Origin of the sequence: Microcoleus vaginatus HSN003 (assembly GCF_022701255.1) — a bacterium.
Classification (GTDB): Bacteria; Cyanobacteriota; Cyanobacteriia; order Cyanobacteriales; family Microcoleaceae; genus Microcoleus; species Microcoleus vaginatus_B.
The window spans coordinates 3,448,438-3,464,536 of sequence record NZ_CP031705.1 but is presented as its reverse complement, the minus strand read 5'-3'; the positions used below and the strand labels follow the sequence as shown (position 1 = coordinate 3,464,536).

At 46.1% G+C, this 16,099-nt stretch carries 12 protein-coding genes; 5 read left to right on the top strand and 7 right to left on the bottom strand.

Annotated elements, in window-relative coordinates; all coding sequences use genetic code 11:
• Nucleotides 1-9 precede the first annotated feature (9 nt).
• On the bottom strand, nt 10-954 hold the full coding sequence (locus tag D0A37_RS15000) for an aldo/keto reductase (protein ID WP_242725550.1): 945 nt from the start codon (nt 952-954) through the stop codon (nt 10-12).
• Between the two features lie 143 nt (nt 955-1,097).
• On the opposite strand from D0A37_RS15000, the gene D0A37_RS14995 reads away from it, so the two are divergent.
• From D0A37_RS14995 to D0A37_RS14985, 3 genes are all read left to right on the top strand, one after another.
• On the top strand, nt 1,098-2,531 hold the full coding sequence (locus D0A37_RS14995) for a BCD family MFS transporter (protein WP_242715498.1): 1,434 nt from the start codon (nt 1,098-1,100) through the stop codon (nt 2,529-2,531).
• A 93-nt stretch (nt 2,532-2,624) separates the two neighbouring features.
• A complete protein-coding gene (locus D0A37_RS14990; RefSeq protein ID WP_242715496.1) occupies nt 2,625-3,455 on the top strand; it encodes an inositol monophosphatase family protein in 831 nt (276 codons plus the stop codon).
• Nucleotides 3,456-3,521: 66 nt separating this feature from the next.
• Nucleotides 3,522-3,692, top strand: coding sequence for a hypothetical protein (locus D0A37_RS14985; RefSeq protein ID WP_242715494.1), 171 nt, complete (start codon nt 3,522-3,524; stop codon nt 3,690-3,692).
• A 186-nt stretch (nt 3,693-3,878) separates the two neighbouring features.
• Here D0A37_RS14985 and D0A37_RS14980 read toward each other — a convergent pair whose 3' ends face one another.
• Nucleotides 3,879-4,448 (bottom strand): PIN domain-containing protein, encoded by a 570-nt coding sequence (locus D0A37_RS14980; RefSeq protein WP_242715492.1) that lies wholly within the window; start codon nt 4,446-4,448, stop codon nt 3,879-3,881.
• A gap of 3 nt (nt 4,449-4,451) precedes the next feature.
• Nucleotides 4,452-4,922: an excisionase family DNA-binding protein gene (locus tag D0A37_RS14975; protein ID WP_242715490.1), complete on the bottom strand. Its 471-nt coding sequence runs from the start codon at nt 4,920-4,922 to the stop codon at nt 4,452-4,454.
• A gap of 90 nt (nt 4,923-5,012) precedes the next feature.
• On the opposite strand from D0A37_RS14975, the gene D0A37_RS14970 reads away from it, so the two are divergent.
• Nucleotides 5,013-5,633 (top strand): hypothetical protein, encoded by a 621-nt coding sequence (locus D0A37_RS14970; RefSeq protein ID WP_242715488.1) that lies wholly within the window; start codon nt 5,013-5,015, stop codon nt 5,631-5,633.
• 77 nt (nt 5,634-5,710) lie between these two features.
• On the opposite strand, the gene D0A37_RS14965 is transcribed toward D0A37_RS14970, so the two are convergent.
• From D0A37_RS14965 to D0A37_RS14950, 4 genes are all read right to left on the bottom strand, one after another.
• Nucleotides 5,711-6,292: an NADPH-dependent FMN reductase gene (locus tag D0A37_RS14965; RefSeq protein ID WP_242715486.1), complete on the bottom strand. Its 582-nt coding sequence runs from the start codon at nt 6,290-6,292 to the stop codon at nt 5,711-5,713.
• Between the two features lie 38 nt (nt 6,293-6,330).
• Nucleotides 6,331-7,212 carry a ChaN family lipoprotein gene (locus D0A37_RS14960; RefSeq protein ID WP_242715484.1) on the bottom strand — a complete coding sequence of 294 codons (882 nt, stop codon included), beginning with the start codon at nt 7,210-7,212 and terminating at the stop codon, nt 6,331-6,333.
• A gap of 548 nt (nt 7,213-7,760) precedes the next feature.
• Nucleotides 7,761-8,123: a cupin domain-containing protein gene (locus tag D0A37_RS14955; RefSeq protein ID WP_242715482.1), complete on the bottom strand. Its 363-nt coding sequence runs from the start codon at nt 8,121-8,123 to the stop codon at nt 7,761-7,763.
• Nucleotides 8,124-8,981: 858 nt separating this feature from the next.
• Nucleotides 8,982-12,185 (bottom strand): DUF8508 domain-containing protein, encoded by a 3,204-nt coding sequence (locus D0A37_RS14950; RefSeq protein WP_242715480.1) that lies wholly within the window; start codon nt 12,183-12,185, stop codon nt 8,982-8,984.
• 640 nt (nt 12,186-12,825) lie between these two features.
• Between D0A37_RS14950 and D0A37_RS14945 the strand changes: the two genes are divergently transcribed.
• Nucleotides 12,826-15,975, top strand: a complete 3,150-nt coding sequence (locus tag D0A37_RS14945; protein ID WP_242715478.1) for an esterase-like activity of phytase family protein — start codon at nt 12,826-12,828, stop codon at nt 15,973-15,975.
• Nucleotides 15,976-16,099: the final 124 nt, after the last annotated feature.

Here is a 16,099-nt window from a genome sequence, read left to right as displayed (position 1 = left end):
TTAACAAATTTATTCTAGCCAGGGACGAGTCATTAGTTCTAGCTGGTTGACTTCATCTTGGCTTAAAGTCCAGCCTAAGGCGCCTGCGTTTTCTTGGGCTTGTTTTGCGGTTTTGGCACCGGGAATGGGGATGACTTTGTTTTGAGATATTAACCAGTTTAGGGCAACTTGGGCGGGAGTTCGATCGCGCTTTTTGCCCATTTTCCGCAGGGTGGACATGACTAATTCGATTTTTTCGATGCCGCTTTTACTGAAGCGGGAGTCCATTTTGCGGGCTCCCGTAGGTTGTTCTTGGGCTGTGTATTTGCCGGTAAGCAATCCTTGGGCTAAGGGACTGTACGCTAAAATTGTGACTCCCAATTCGCGGGCTGCACTCACAATTCCTTGTTTTTCTACTTGCCGCGACAGCAAGGAGTACCGGACTTGATTTGTTGCTAGGGGAACGCCTCTGGCTGCTAGTATTTTGTGGGCTTGGCGCATCTGTTCTGCTGAATAGTTGCTGACTCCTACTGCTTGAATTCTGCCTTGTTTTACTTCCTCCGCTAAGGCGTTCATCAGGGTTTCTTGACTGAGTAAAAAAGTGAATGGCCAGTGCACTTGGTAGAGGGCTATTTGTTCTACTTGCAAGCGTTTTAAGCTGGCACTCAAAGCGTTGGAAACTGATTTTCCTGTAATCCGCCAAGGTACGGGGCCGAATTTTGTGGCTATTTGCACGGGTTGGGTGGTTTTTTTGAGAAACTGCCCCAGTAATTCTTCTGACAAGCCGTTACCGTAGACTTCGGCTGTGTCGAAAAAGTTGACTCCGCTGTCTAGGGATGTTTTGAATGCTGCTTCGACTTCGGCGGCGCCGTAGTTGCTGCCGTAGTTCCAAAATAGTTTGTCGCCCCAAGCCCAAGTTCCGACGCACAGGGGAATGACGGCTGGGCCATTTTGTCCTAGGGTAATGGTTGTCACGGTTGGTAAATCCACAATTCTTTATTCTCTATTATTTTTCTATAAATAGTCGCGATCGAGCTTCTAGCCTGGGGAGGAATGGCGGCTGGTGACGGGTATCTCAGTTACTATAAATGAGTCATGCTGTGTTTATTTGAATAGTTATGTCGATCGACCGTTTGCCAGATTCAAGATTAACAGATTCCACGACTGCTGCTCTCAAGAGAGTTACCCTCCTGACTATGTTCCGGTTGGGTTTGTTTCAGATGGGATTGGGCATGATGTCGATTTTGACCCTGGGGGTGCTCAATCGCGTGATGATTAAAGAGTTGGCGATTCCGGCTACTGTTGTGGCGGGTACGCTGGCGATGCACCAGTTTGTGGCGCCCGCTAGGGTGTGGTTCGGGCAAATGTCTGATGCTAAGCCTTTGTTTGGCCATCACCGCACGGGCTATGTGTGGGTAGGAAGCGTTTTGTTTGTGATTACTGCTTTTTTGGCGGTGCAGGTGATGTGGCGTTTGGGCGGCAGTTTGGAGGCTGTAGGGTGGACGACTCCTACTTACGGTTGGGTGGGTTTGTTGGGTTTGATTTTTGGGCTTTACGGTATTGCTATTTGTTCGAGTTCGACTCCTTTTGCTGCTTTGTTGGTGGATGTTTCGGATGAGGAGGATCGCTCGAAGTTGGTTGGTGTGGTATGGTCGATGCTGATGGTTGGTATTATTATCGGGGCGATTATTAGCAGCGGTTTGCTGAAGCAAATTGATGGGGATGTGCCGCGGGAAGTGTTGCAGGCTTCGATTAATGGTTTGTTTGTGAAGGTGCCGGCGCTTGTTTTGCTGTTGGTGGGGATTGCGACTTTTGGCGTTGAGAAAAAGTATTCGCGGTACAAAGCTCGATCGTCCGCAGTGAATCGAGAAGATAAAATTACTCTGGGAAGTGCGCTGCGGATTTTGACTGCTAGCCGTCAAACCGGTTTATTTTTTACTTTCCTGCTGATTATGACAATTTGCTTGTTTATGCAGGATGCGGTTTTGGAACCTTACGGCGGGGAAATTTTTAAGATGTCGATTTCGCAAACTACGCAGTTGAATGCTATTTACGGTACTGGTACTCTGATCGGTTTGGCTACAACTGGTTTTTTTATTGTGCCGCGAATTGGCAAGCAAAATACGATTAGGTTGGGCTGTTTGTCGGTGGCGGCTTGTTTTGGTTTAATTATTTTATCGGGATTTACTGGTAATCCAATTGTGTTTAAGTCGGCTTTAATGTTGTTTGGTTTAGCTTCGGGAATTACGACGACGGGTGCGCTGAGTTTGATGTTGGATTTGACTGCTGCAGAAACTGCTGGCACTTTTATTGGTGCTTGGGGTTTGTCGCAGGCGATGGCGCGGGGTGTGGCGACGATTAGCGGGGGTGCTATTTTGGATTTTGGCAGGAGTTTGTTTGGGGTGCCGATGTTGGCTTACGGGTTAGTTTTTACTGTGCCGGCGGTAGGTATGATTCTGGCTGTTTGGCTGTTGGGTAGGGTGGATGTTGGGGAGTTTCAGGATAATGCTAAAAGTGCGATCGCAACTATTCTTGAAAATGAATTAGACTAATGTTTTGTCAGTTGGCCGGTGGCTTGTGGCAGTTGGCTTGTGGCAGTTGTTAGTTCCACTAATCAATAACCAATAACTAATAACCAATAACTAATGACTAATTTTTGGGATTCTATTTTAAGTTTTGCACGGGTTACTGTCGAGAGAGTCGGACAGCAGTTGTTACAAGATTTCGGTTCCGTGCAAGCGGCTGAGAAGGATGACGGGAGTTTGGTGACGAAATCCGATAATTGGGCGGATGCGGAAATTAGAAGTGCGATCGCATCTGCTTTCCCCACTCACGGGATTTTAAGTGAGGAGGGCGAACACGTTTTCCCCGATACTGAATGGTGCTGGGTTGTTGATCCTTTGGATGCTACGACTAATTTTGCTAGGGGAGTTCCGATTTGGGGTATTTCTGTGGGTTTGTTGTATCGCGGAACTCCGGTTTTTGGCTGCGTGCATTTGCCGCCAATTAATCAGTCTTTTCACGGTTTTTTTGCACCTGATTTTGCGGGCGGCGTGTTTGACAATATGCCTCAAGGTGCGTTTTTAAACGGGCAGCCAATTCGGCCGACTGCTGATAAAATGAGCGGCAATCATTTTTTTAATTTGTGTTCGCGGAGTGTGGGAATCGGGCCTCATCTTCCGAGTAAAGTTCGGATGTTGGGCATGGCTAGTTACAATTTTTTGACTGTGGCTTCGGGTGTGGCTATGGGAGGGGTGGAAGCGACTCCGAAAATTTGGGATATTGCGGGGAGTTGGGTAATTGTGAAGGCTGCTGGTGCGGTTTGGTTGCCGCTGGAATCCCAGGGGATTTTTCCGCTGGAAGTGGGGAAGAATTACGGCAGGATTTCTTATCCGACTTTGGTGATGAATCGGCAGGAGTTGGTGTCGGTGTTTTTGCCGTTTGTGGAGGCTTGGAAGAAGAAAAAAATGGGGTGATTTACGTGCGAGCGAAGCTATCCCATAGGAAATCTCGCAATTATTAAATAAAACTGCAGGGCAGGCGTGACGGAGGAGTCTCCCACGCCTGCCGTGCTGTTTGGAAGAAATATACCGACCGATGACCGATGGTTCAAGTATGCCTACTCTCGTCTATTTCTGCCAATCTGCGATCGGGTGGTTTTGTTTTACGTCGATCGGGTGATGCGGTTTAGTACAATTTGTGGTAAGTTTTGAACTCGCTATTATATCTGAGAAATAAAATTATACCCGTTTTCAAGTAGAGGCACAAGGGTAAATAGATTTACTGCGGTGTTGGAAAAAGTAGATGAGTGGTATGGCTAGGTCGAAGAGTTAGCCTGTGGGAAGATAGAAGAATAAACTTTGGAAGAAACTCGGAAAAGTCTGCGGTTTGCGATCGCACTAATCTCGATAGCACAGTTCTCGCATCCGATTTGCTGACAGCGGCAGTCCCAATTCTACCAGCGTTTGTAGATAGTCGTCAGGCGTTTTTGGCGGATTCTTGAGCCGGATTCTTTGTTTCTCGGCGGCTTTGCATACACCTTCAAACTTTAAGTTGAGAAAGCGCAGGAGAAACTCATCTGGATGCAGCGGTTCAATGTTATATTGTTTGAGATTCTCAGTAGGAAAATCCCTGAGATTGAAAGTAACGATAAAATCCGCGCGAGAATGAATTGCTGCTGCTAGAACGTGCCGATCGCCCGGATCTGGAAGTTCCAACTCTGGTATAATTGCCTCATAACCTTGCACCAAGCAATTTTCAACATTTTCATTCATCAAGTTTTTGGTTCTGGCAAGCTGTTCCGACGTGATATCCGGACGGTTGAGAAGTATATTTCTCATCCATTCGCTGTGAATTTCTTCTGTCCAACGGGCATTAACTATTTTGCTAGCTGCTAACTGGACGAAGAAGTCCCGCAGCGGTGCAGAATATAAAATGTTAGCATCATAAACAGCAGTGAAAATAGCCATACTTCAATCGTACAAGCCTAGTGCTTCTGATTCAGCTACAAGCTCATCCATCCCTTTCATACTTTTTTCGTAACTCTGCTTTTTATATTTCATTACATCTTCGTAACCTATCCGGCGATAGCCGCGTACCATTTTGTGAGGAATTTCGCCAGAATCTAGTAACTGCCACACATACTCGCGGGAGACATTCAGTAAGGCCTCAACCTGCCAAATATCGAGTTCCTCAGTAATTGGAATCAGCTTGACAGTATTGCCACTGCTTGTCTGTTGCAAAATCGCTAACAGCAGTGGCAATGCAGCGGCAGGTATGTCAATTGTCTTTCCCTCTTTTTCGTTTAAGATTAATTTGAGGGATTCGCCAGACGGATGATTTTGCAAGTGCGATTCTAAAGCGCGGCTACTGGTTTTGGCAACCGCTGCTTCTGCTGCTGTCGGCAAAGCAGGTGCTGAGTCGGGATCTCCGGTGAATGTCATGTTAATTTGGGGTTGAGTATAACAGGCAATCAATTATAATTGTAGCAATTTGAGAATGCGATCGCCAAAATCGAGCAAGGAGGTTAACCTGTGGAATACAGCGACTTTACAACTTTAGCGAAAGTTAGAGAATCTTTTAATTTAACCGTAGAAGAACCTTTAGATTTGTTTAGTGATATCCCAGAGGTACAGCCAAGTTCCTATTTGCAAACTACTTTAACTGACAACCTGTCTTTAGCTACTGCAATTAATACAGAAAAGGCTCGCGCTGAATTAATTATTGCTCCAATATTATTGGAAGTCAGGCGGCAATTTGATTTTCAAGTTGGTTTTTTCTCTGGTTCAGAATTCAATGTAGATGTAGAAGCGGGCTTAAACGGGTATTGCGATTATATTCTCACTGCATCGAAGGATTCCTATGAAATTCGCGCCCCCGTAACTCTCACAGAGGCTAAGAATGAAAGTATTAAATCCGGTTTAGGCCAGTGTATTGCAGAAATGGTAGCAGCCCAATTATTTAATCAGCGCAGCGGAGAGCAAATTGAAAGCATTTATGGGGCTGTTACTACGGGTACTGATTGGAAGTTTCTTAAATTGAGTAACTGCACAATTTTCATTGACAAGCGAGACTTTTTTATTAATGAAATTAGTCGAATATTGGGCATTTTAACAATGCCGTTTCAAGGCTTTTATTCTATGAATCGCACTTGATGCAGCCAGCGAAATAACAAATACTAGGATTGGGACACAAAATTGCTGTGTCCCTACTGCAAAATGAATTTATTGCTTCAGGCGATTAATTTTGACAGCACATTAGACAACTTAGCACCGAGATTCTCAACAGCGTCCTGCTGTTTGGGATCTTTCATCGTACCGTCAGCATTAAATGCTTCAAAAGCTTGGGGAATTGCTTTCTGATCCGGGAGTACCAATACGTTAATATTCCCCAGGATCGATCGCAAATGAACCAATCCCCGCAAACCGCCCATTCCCCCTGGGGAAGCACTCATAATTACTCCTACTTTCCCAGTAAATGCCACCAATCCCGGTTCACCCGGTGCTGGGCGCGATACCCAATCGATCGCATTTTTCAACACAGGCGTAATTGAACTGTTATATTCAGGGGAAGCTATCAAAAACCCGTCATGTGCTACCATCAATTCCTTCAATTTACGGGCATTCTCTGGCATCCCCTCTTTTGCTTCCAAATCTTCGTCAAATAGGGGCATCGGCAAATCGCGCAAATCTACATAAGTAACTTCTGAACCCGCCGCCGTAGCCCCCGCCGCCGCAACTTTTACCAGCAGTTTGTTATAAGATGCTTCGCGGGTACTTCCGGCAAATGCAAGTATTTTTGGTCTGTTTGTCATTGATTTTTTCCTAATTATTGCTTCCGCGTATAATTGTACTATTCCGAATGATTCCAAACAAAGTCAGCAATGGGTCTATCTGCCGACAAAGGAAGATTTTCAATGGAATTGAATAAAACCGATCGCACTTTGAGATTCCCGACCCCCAAACGCCTCTCGACGCGACTGGGAATGCCGTAACCGTAAATAATGTGTCCTTTACCCGCCAACACCACAACTTGATAGTCGGGATTGGCTTTGACAAATTGGGCGATTTTTTCCGCCATAGTTTCGTCCCACAAAACTTGGGCTTGCAAGAATCTTTCAAAACCCGTACTATTTCCCTGTTCAGCCTTTTGGTGTTGCTGGTAAACTTCTAGCAGCAGTTGCCGATATTCGGCGTTGTCGGTGCGAATTTCCGATATTGGGGGAATGTGCTTTTTTTCCTCTGCTGTGAGGCTTTCTAAACCTTGACTGGCAACTTTTCTTGTTACTTCGGATGGTGTATTTAAGGCGAGGACGGGTAGTTGATTTTCTTTGGCAAACCGCAAAATGGGGGCGTAAGATTCCCAGGGAAAACGCCATCTGCGATCGTACTCTGTTTGCTCGACTAATTGCTCTTCAGTCAGTTTACCTGCTAAGTAGTTGTCGATCGCGCTTTGAAAGGGACGCTGAAACATTTCCATCGCGATCGCAATTTTCCGATTTTGCCGCTGCATTTCTCGGATAATCGCCAGTTGAGCTTGGTGGTCTTCCGCGCTATCGTGGGTTTCTCCCAGATACACGACTTTTGCCTTTACCAACTGTTGTAGAATCTCTTGATTCGTGTAAGTTGGCGGAGGTTGAGGGTTTGCCGTCGTTTGCGCTGTCACTACACTGCTGCACAGCAGGAAGATACTCAGCGATAAGGCGCACAGTTTGATGAGTTTGGTTGTTTTCATACAAATATTATGCCGTTTCTCGCAGCAGCAAGCACAGCCGAACTCTACTATTTTAGCTGAGCAGCTAGAAAGCTCAATGCTTAATTTAAGTTCATAATTATCCGTGGTTACTTCTAAAAATGTAAAGTTTAGTTGCAGGTACTTGCGCTTCTAAAAGAAGGTGCTAAATTAATAATATGAAGCGAACAAAAAGCTTCTCTGACAGATACAACATCCAGATAGCACAGCGAAGTTCACAATAGAATCTAAGGAGTAAAACGCTGTTTAATCTCACATCTGTCTCATCAAAAACCAATAGCAGCACCCACCAACAAAGCTGATACTTCCTCAACTAATTAGAGGGGAGCAATGCAACTGAATCCGAGGATTATTGCAACTCCACATCGAAGTTGAAAAAAGAGGAAATCACTCGGTAAATATGGCTGGGTGCTGTTGTTGTTAAAAGAGATTTTCGGTTTGTGATGTTTTTTTCAGTAGAGGCAGAGCTTCTAGATAGGCGTTACCGGGCAGAGCCGGGTAACGAGCCTAAAAGGAGAAAAACTAGAAAATTACTGGAAAATTGTCTCGTCTTCCTTTCTCCACGCGGGATCGACGATACAAATAAATATTAGTGGCTCTGTGCCACAGTTGTAAATAAACTGCTTGGCGTTTGGCCGAATGTAAACTGCATCTCCCGCTTCTACGAATTGATTTTCGTCGTCGATGTGCATTTCTCCAACGCCGCTGAGGATGTAGTAAACTTCAGAAGTTGTTAGGGAGTGCAGCGCAGAAGTTTGTCCCGGTGGCAAAGTGGCGTGGGCTAAACTGTAACGCAAATCCACAGCTTGTTTGTCTGGATGCAGTAATTCTCGCAGTTGAGTACCGTCGCCAGCAATAAACTCGTCGCAGGCATTTAGCTTTTGAATTAGCATTCTTTCCCATCTCCTGAAAATCTCTTTACCACAACATCAGTTTAATTGAAAAGACATCTGGAAAAATCCCCAAATCGTTGGATTGAAACGTTTGTGGCTGTTTGACACCTACGGTCAAACAGCCACAAACGGAACAGGCTATCAGGCGAGAGAAAATTAATTAATAGAAACAAGCCTATTTAATCAACCATTTTAATTCATTTTTTTATTTAATTGCACTTTAACGAAGCAGAACTCTCGCACCTATTGGGAGTTAGACATTTTAAGATCCCTAAACGGGCCGGGACTTAAACAAATTTTAAGCCCAAACTTGGTATGTGTGTGGCAAATACGTCACCATTATTTTGCACGCAACGGACAAATCTATAATATCAATTCCGGTTGCACCGGAATTATTGTTGACTGTTGACTGTTGACGGGCGGGTCGAAAAACTGCATGGTTGAGTGTTAACTGTTGACTCGATTTTATTATTCCGATGCAACCGAAAACGATCTAAGATATGGCTGTTCTCAAAGCATGGAGAATGGCATCGGGCGTGGTTTTTTTTCAGGAGTATACCTTGACGGAAAAAGCACTATCCTCTATAAATTACAAGCTATCTATTCTTATTTCATTCTTTAAGTCCCGTTAGCTGTGGAGCAGTAGCACTTGGAGCTGCTTGCTGTAGACGTGACCCAGTAGATTTGAGCTACTGAAAACTCCATTTCTAAACCTTATAGATGTCTAGAAAGGGAGTTCATCAGAGAAGTATTATGCCTTGAAGCTGGTTGAGCAATCGTTTGGATGATTTCCTACTGTAGAAATGCTAATACACAGCACTTAGACTTACTTTTCTAAGATTGCTCAACCAAACACCCCTAAAATACAAAGTTGTTCAGATCGCTCAGATCGCCAGCCAGAACGTTTTCGACAGTAATGTAATTTTTGAATTTGTTATCATCACTAAAGCCATCTTGATTGATCTGGAGGACAACTTTGCCACCTCTTTGAACCAACTGCACATAACCATCCGCGATCGCGTTTGTGCCGTTATAGTCGCCAGGAACCAAGCTATCGAGCAACTGGGTGAGAACGATTTTATCAGTGCCAGTGATAAAGTCCTCAATCCGGTCTCCCGAATCTTCAATGTTGGTGTAGACAAAGCGATCGCTACCAGCGCCACCCGTAAGCTTATCCCCACCGAAACCACCAGTAATGACTTCATTCAAAGCGGTGCCGGTAAAGGTATCATTTTTTTGTGTCCCTACATACTCAGGGAGGGTGAAGCGAGCCACACTGGGGTCGTGGTCACTATCCTGATCCGCAAACTCAGAGTTGATATGAACAACATCAAACTCATCTAAATTATTAAACAGCGTATTGCTCGCCAAGATGTGATCCAAAACCTGCGCGTTGCCTTGGAAGTTGTAGGTGTACTGCTCATTTGCCGGTAGGGTTTCGATCAGATTGTTCAGGATTGGTGTACCCACACCACCCGGTGTCCCTTTGAGGATGTTCAAAGGTTCAGAGAACGGAAAGTCATTCAAGTCACCCAAAACAATCACATTTGCCGTAGAGTCGGCGGCGAGAAGGCTATCTACAAAGTCGTTAACAATCTGCGCTTGCTGGCGGCGTTGGACTTCACTCGTGAGGACGGGAGGCTGGTTCGGGCCAAAGAGGGACTGATCGCCACCCTTGGAATTGAAGTGATTTCCAATCACAAAGAGCTTGTGACCGTTAAATATAAACTCCCCAACCAACGGCTTACGACTATTGGCAAACGCATCACCATCCGAGAGATCAGTGTCAACGATCCGACCTGGGCTAAAGGAAAGCTGCGGGTCGCCACCAACATTATTTACAGTAGTTTGCGTCGTGGCTGTGCCACCCGGACGATCTACATACGTGACCCGTTCTGGCTTAAATAGAAAACCGACGCGGATATTTCCCCCCGGTTGACCACCATCCTGATCCTCAGTTGGATTAATTTGACGGAACTCATAAGTCGGGCCGCCTGCCGCCTGAATCGCTGCGATCAAAGTGTTGTAAGTGGTGGCAGCATCAACGACGTTATCGTTAGTCGGGCCGTTATTGTCTTGAATCTCCTCTAGGGTAATGATGTCGGGCGATTGCAGGTTAGTAACGATGCGTTGAGCCAAGGCATTGAACTGGGTAGCCCCATCACCTGGGTCTAAGTTCTCCACATTAAAGGTAGCGACTGTTAGCTTGTCATCAACTGGGCTTAGGGTAGTGACTTCCTTCTCTAATGGACTAGGAATATCAACAGTGATGGGGGAAGTTGCCAGCACTTCGTAGTTGTTGAAGTTGTAGCCGATCACCCCGGTCACTGTGTCGAGTTGCGCTCCGACATCTACCAAGGGTGACGAAGAGTCAGGACGAATCAGATCATCATCAATCTGAATGCGTTCTGGGTTAAAGTCATTAGGACTGATGAGGCTACCCCCACGAGCTGTCCGCCCCGTGGCATCTGCGCCATTGTCATCAAGTACCCAAATCTCCCCAAAATTGTTCGTTGGACTAACTGCTACAGGATTGTTAACCTGTACCAGCATCCCTTCTAGGCTTTCATAGTAATCAATGCCTTCAGTAGTAGGCTCAAAATCACCGCCTGTTTCCACGTTGCCAGGACTTCCAGCGGAGAAGTCATTGTTAATGACCGTTGTCGGAGGATTGACAATTGTGGGGGTAATCGTACTTGTGGGTGCTGTTGTCCAGGGGGTAACGCTTAAAGCCTGTGTCGGGGTGTTACTAATCTGGGTAGTCGTGAGGTTATTCGCATTCCCGGCAGGACGAAACTCGCTCACAGTACCCGTGACGAGAACAGCACCACCTAGGCTGACACTGTTGAGAATGGCTGAACCTGCGGAACTCGTGCCTGTGAAAACAAAAATTCCCTCAGAGGTTGCAGCATCGGCATCGGGCGTGGGGTCTTGGAGGTAGAATCCGTTAGAAGCTTTGGCGGTAACGATTCCGGCAACATTGAAGACACCGACTCGATCCGTTGCAGAGGTAAGAAGGGGGGAGATGTGATCCGTTCCTTGAATGTCGCGGATGCGGGTAATCGGCGCATCGTTATCTGCAATGGTAACTGTGCCTGTGCTCGAACCACCGAGGTCATAGTCGCTGGTATCGACTAGGTTGAGCGTGATGGTTTCATTGCCTTCCACTGCACTATCGTCTACTGGGGCGATCGCCAAATCGACAAAAGATTGCCCCGCGTCAATGGTGGCAATCCCCGTCAAATTCGGCGTATAGTCCGTGCCATTGGTCGCCTCACCCCCACCCGTGGCGACGGTGTAGTTAACGCTCAGGGCCGCACTCGTGTCACCTGTGCGCGTAATTCTAAACGTCCCTGGCTCTTGCCCTGCCTCTGCTGCGTTTGCGTCTGTTGCCTGGAGTGTGACTGTTGTTGTGGGTTCGCCACCACCGGGAGTACCTGTGATGCTGATGTCATCAACCCCGATCCACTCATCATTCCCAACAGCGTTTGTTGTGATAACGCGGAGTTGAACTTGAGATTGATTCTGTGCTCCTGCTGGCAAGGTGACATTAACTGGTGTGACTTCGGTTGCTAAACTTGGACCCGAACTGGCATCTGCAACGTAGCCAGCAGGGATGTCAATAAAATTGCCGGATGTCCCGACGCGGTATTGCAAGGCAACTGGTTGAACAGCATTATCGACAGAGCCATCTACATCGCGGAGATTGAAGGAGACGTTGATGTTCGTAACGCCCACCGTGTTAAGGTACATCAGCAAAAAGGGGGCATCTGCTGTACCGGAACCAGTAAGGGCAACAACGGGGTTTGCGATCTCAAATTCAGCAACCCCACCTGTGTTAAAGGTGTTGGGATTGGTCTGATTCGCGTTGACATCTAGAATTGATGTACCGTCGGCAACAATGGTTTGTGGATTTGTTCCCGTTGCGCCTGTTAGTCCATCGCCGCGAAAGCCATCGATACTGGGAATGCCAGACCAGTCATCATTAACCGTGATGAGACTTTTGTTTGACCAATCCTGTGTTAGCGAACCGGTAAGAAGGTCGTGATATGTGGGTGCCATTGGTTGGTAAAACCTGTTTTGATTACTGTGGAAAATTATTGAGTTGGTGGGTGACGATCGCACAGGAAAACGCTATCTTCACTTTAAGGATGCCTGGACGGCGATCGCTTATCCTTAAGATGTTTTAGGTGTCAAACCAGGGGACTGATTTGCCCTGAGAATGTCCGATTCACGACGAATCTAACCTGACTAAACAGTCAGGCTAAAGGCGATGCAGCACGAACGACTTCTTTAGATAAAGACTTTTGGCTAAGGTGATAGCCAGTAGCAGAGTACCCTTAGAGTCTGATTTAGAAACACCTTGTTACCCTCGCTACAAATTTGAGTCGTGAACCCAGCTAGATTGTTTCTAAGTAGCCCGAAACAGTGAACCCTCGAATACTCTACACAATCTTTGTAAAGGAAAGGTTAATTTAAATTTAAGCCTAGGAGTTTGTGGTAAATGGGCATTATCAGGTGTCCCAAATTGGAAGTAAAGACATAAAAATCACATTCATCGATGCTGTCGGGTTCGATCGACTCAATGAAGGAAAGTGCGCGAGTTTTTAACAAATAAATAATCAGTCTTTAATCCTAGCGTGAGACTATACTCGCAAAGCCAAAAATATTTGACTTCAGCGGTATAGAGGAGTGACTTAACGTGGCAGCAATTAACGGCACATCAGGGAATGACACATTAAGCGGGACGATCGCAGCGGACTTAATTTCAGGGTTGGGGGGCAATGACGCCATCTCCTCTGGGGAAGGAAACGATCGGCTTTTTGGCAATTCAGGCAATGACTTTTTATTGGGCGATTCTGGAAATGACGCACTCTACGGCGGTCGAAACCGCGATACCCTTCAAGGTGGCGAAGGAGACGATTTTCTCTCCGGCGAGCTCGATCGCGACATTTTAACTGGCGGTGGCGGTAAAGATATTTTCGCGATCGGGCGGATAGGAACACGCACTACTGGCGGTTCCCAACTAGAAAATGCTGACCTCATCACCGATTTTGTTAAAGGTGAAGACTTAATTAATTTAAGTGGAATCTCCCCGGCTAATATCGAGATTTCTCAAGGTACGGGTAATTTCAGCAACAGTATTGTGATCCGAGATACAGGAACTAACGAATTTCTAGCGATTTTGGAGGGAGTCAACTCCTTCGATGCAGGAGATTTCACTGTTGCCCAAAATCCAGTTCCGGGAGTTCGGTTTTCTAGCTTCAACGCTTCTTTGAATCGCAGTAGTGCCGGTCGGTTAATTACAGACCTTTCAACTCCCAACAACCAGCAAGCAAAGAATGTCGCTGAAACAATTCAGCGCGTAAATCCAGATGTTTTGTTAATTAACGAATTTGACTACGACAGCAGTAGCACAGCCCTAAATTTGTTTGAGCAAAACTATCTGTCTGTTAGTCAAAATGGCGCAACTCCTGTTAATTATCCCTTTCGCTATACTGCCCCTTCTAACACGGGCATTGCTTCGGGTTTAGATTTAGACAACAACGGTTCCGTTGTCACACAAGTTGGCGCAAACGGATACGGCAACGACGCTTTCGGATTTGGGGATTTTCCCGGACAATATGGAATGGCTGTGTACTCGAAGTATCCCATTGATACTGCCAATATTCGCACGTTCCAAAACTTCCTTTGGAAAGATATGCCCGGGGCATTTTTGCCGGATAACTCGTCTACCCCCGCAGCAAATGACTATTACTCGCCTGATGAATTAAACGCATTTCGCCTTTCGTCCAAGAGTCACTGGGACGTGCCAATTAATATCAACGGCGAGATTGTTCACGCCTTAGTCAGTCATCCGACCCCGCCTGTATTTGACGGCCCTGAAGACAGAAACGGCAAGCGAAATCATGATGAAATTCGCTTTTGGGCAGATTACGTTACTCCCGGCAAAGGTAGTTATATTTACGACGATCGCCGCACAGTTGGCGGACTTGCCCCCAATGCTAGTTTCGTAATTATGGGCGACCAAAATGCCGATCCTGTTGATGGGGATAGTTTTGACAATGCGATTTTGCAGTTGCTAAATAACTCGCGAGTAAATACAGGAGTCACTAGCGCAATTCCTGCAAGTTTAGGCGGAATTCAACAAGTAGCAGACGGCGGTAATAATGTCAACCAAAAAGGCAATCCGGCTTTTGATACGGCGGATTTTGGAGATGCGGGAACGGCTTCGGGAAATCTGCGAGTTGATTATGTTTTGCCGTCGGCTGACTTGCCAATTAATGATGCTGCGGTATTTTGGCCTTTGACGACAGATCCGCTGTACAGATTGGTGGGCGATCGCCAAACTGCGGAAAATACTCCTACTTCTGACCACAGTTTAGTTTGGGCAGATATTGCTGTTGGCGATCGCTCTTCCAGTACCAGTGTCAGAAATATCAACTTCATCGGACAAGCTACTTATCCAACAGGTTCCGTCACTGTCGAAGGCACACAAGTCGGCGGACTTTCTGGCATTGATTACGACCAAATTAACAACCGCTATTACAGTATTTCTGACGATCGTTCGGACAAAAATCCGGCCCGATTTTATACTCTCAATATTGATTTAAGTTCGGGTTCGCTGTCTAGTTCCGGGATTAATTTCTCTGGGGTAACAACTCTGCTAAACCAAAACAATCAAGCTTTTGCTACTAATACTATCGACCCGGAAGGCATCGGTTTAACGAGTAAGGGCACTGTGTTTGTTTCCTCAGAAGGCGAAGTCAGTCCTAACTTGGGTGCTGCGAGAGTTCAGAGTCCATTTGTCAACGAGTTTGATTTAGGAACCGGCCGCCAGTTGCGGCAATTGCCAGTGCCCTCAAAGTTTGTACCTGTGGTTCAGGATATTAACAACAATCAAATTGTTGATACAGGAGATACGCCAACAGCGGGAATTCGCAACAATTTAGCTTTTGAAAACCTGACAATTACTCCCGACGAGAAATTCTTGTTTACAGCAACGGAGAATGCTTTAGTGCAAGACGGGCCGATCGCAACAACTAATACTGGTTCGCGATCGCGCATTCTCAAATACAATTTAACTACAGGACAGCCGGAACAAGAATTTCTTTATCTAACTGACCCGGTGGCAGTTCCAGCAGTTCCAGAGACAGGCTTTAATACAAACGGTTTAGTGGAACTGTTGGCTTTAGACAATCGCGGCACTTTCTTAGCACTAGAACGCTCTTTTTCAGCAGGCGCACCTGGCACGGGAAATACCATCAAACTCTACGAAGTCCGGCTAAACGGAGCCAGCGACATTAGCGGCATTAATTCGCTGAATGCTATTAACATTAATACTGTCAGACCCGTTGAGAAACGTTTGCTGATCAATTTTGACAGCCTGGGTTTGCCGACAGGTTTGGATAATGTTGAAGGGATGACTTTGGGGCCAGTGTTGCCGAACGGACAGCAATCTTTAGTGCTAGTGAGCGACAATAATTTTAGCGCTACCCAGTTTACTCAAATATTGGCTTTTGGGTTGGCTTTGGATAATGAAACTCCCAGGCGATCGCAGTCGCTAGATGATATTCTGACTGATGGTGGTGCGATCTCTGCGGTGTCGAGAGATAACATCAGCGTCGAAACCCGCGACAGCAGTGCTTTCATCACAGACTTAGGGACTGTTTCTGAGTTGATGGGGTTCGATACCCAGCAGAATTATGCGATCGGCCCCACAGCAATAAATCTCCCTGGAGTCAGCGCAGTTAGCCAACCTAGTAGTCAAATAGGGGCTGATTCTTTATCTCTGCCTTCTGCTTTCGGAATGGGGTCTATTTATTCTCCGTCGAACTCAGCTTTTGTTTAAAAGAGCAAATCCTGTTTATGTAGGGGCAATTCATCAGACCTCGCCGAATTTAATTTATGTATATACGCGATATCCTTGCCTCCACCAAGGGTTTTAAATGACGCATAATTCTTTTCTGGAGAGG

What these genes read in the sequence shown, in the direction of transcription:
- D0A37_RS14995 (WP_242715498.1), top strand. Translation starts at nt 1,098, where the DNA reads ATGTCGATCGACCGTTTGCCAGATTCAAGATTAACAGATTCCACGACT.
- D0A37_RS14990 (WP_242715496.1), top strand. Translation starts at nt 2,625, where the DNA reads ATGACTAATTTTTGGGATTCTATTTTAAGTTTTGCACGGGTTACTGTC.
- D0A37_RS14980 (WP_242715492.1), bottom strand. Translation starts at nt 4,448, where the DNA reads ATGGCTATTTTCACTGCTGTTTATGATGCTAACATTTTATATTCTGCA.
- D0A37_RS14975 (WP_242715490.1), bottom strand. Translation starts at nt 4,922, where the DNA reads ATGACATTCACCGGAGATCCCGACTCAGCACCTGCTTTGCCGACAGCA.
- D0A37_RS14965 (WP_242715486.1), bottom strand. Translation starts at nt 6,292, where the DNA reads ATGACAAACAGACCAAAAATACTTGCATTTGCCGGAAGTACCCGCGAA.
- D0A37_RS14960 (WP_242715484.1), bottom strand. Translation starts at nt 7,212, where the DNA reads ATGAAAACAACCAAACTCATCAAACTGTGCGCCTTATCGCTGAGTATC.
- D0A37_RS14955 (WP_242715482.1), bottom strand. Translation starts at nt 8,123, where the DNA reads ATGCTAATTCAAAAGCTAAATGCCTGCGACGAGTTTATTGCTGGCGAC.
- D0A37_RS14950 (WP_242715480.1), bottom strand. Translation starts at nt 12,185, where the DNA reads ATGGCACCCACATATCACGACCTTCTTACCGGTTCGCTAACACAGGAT.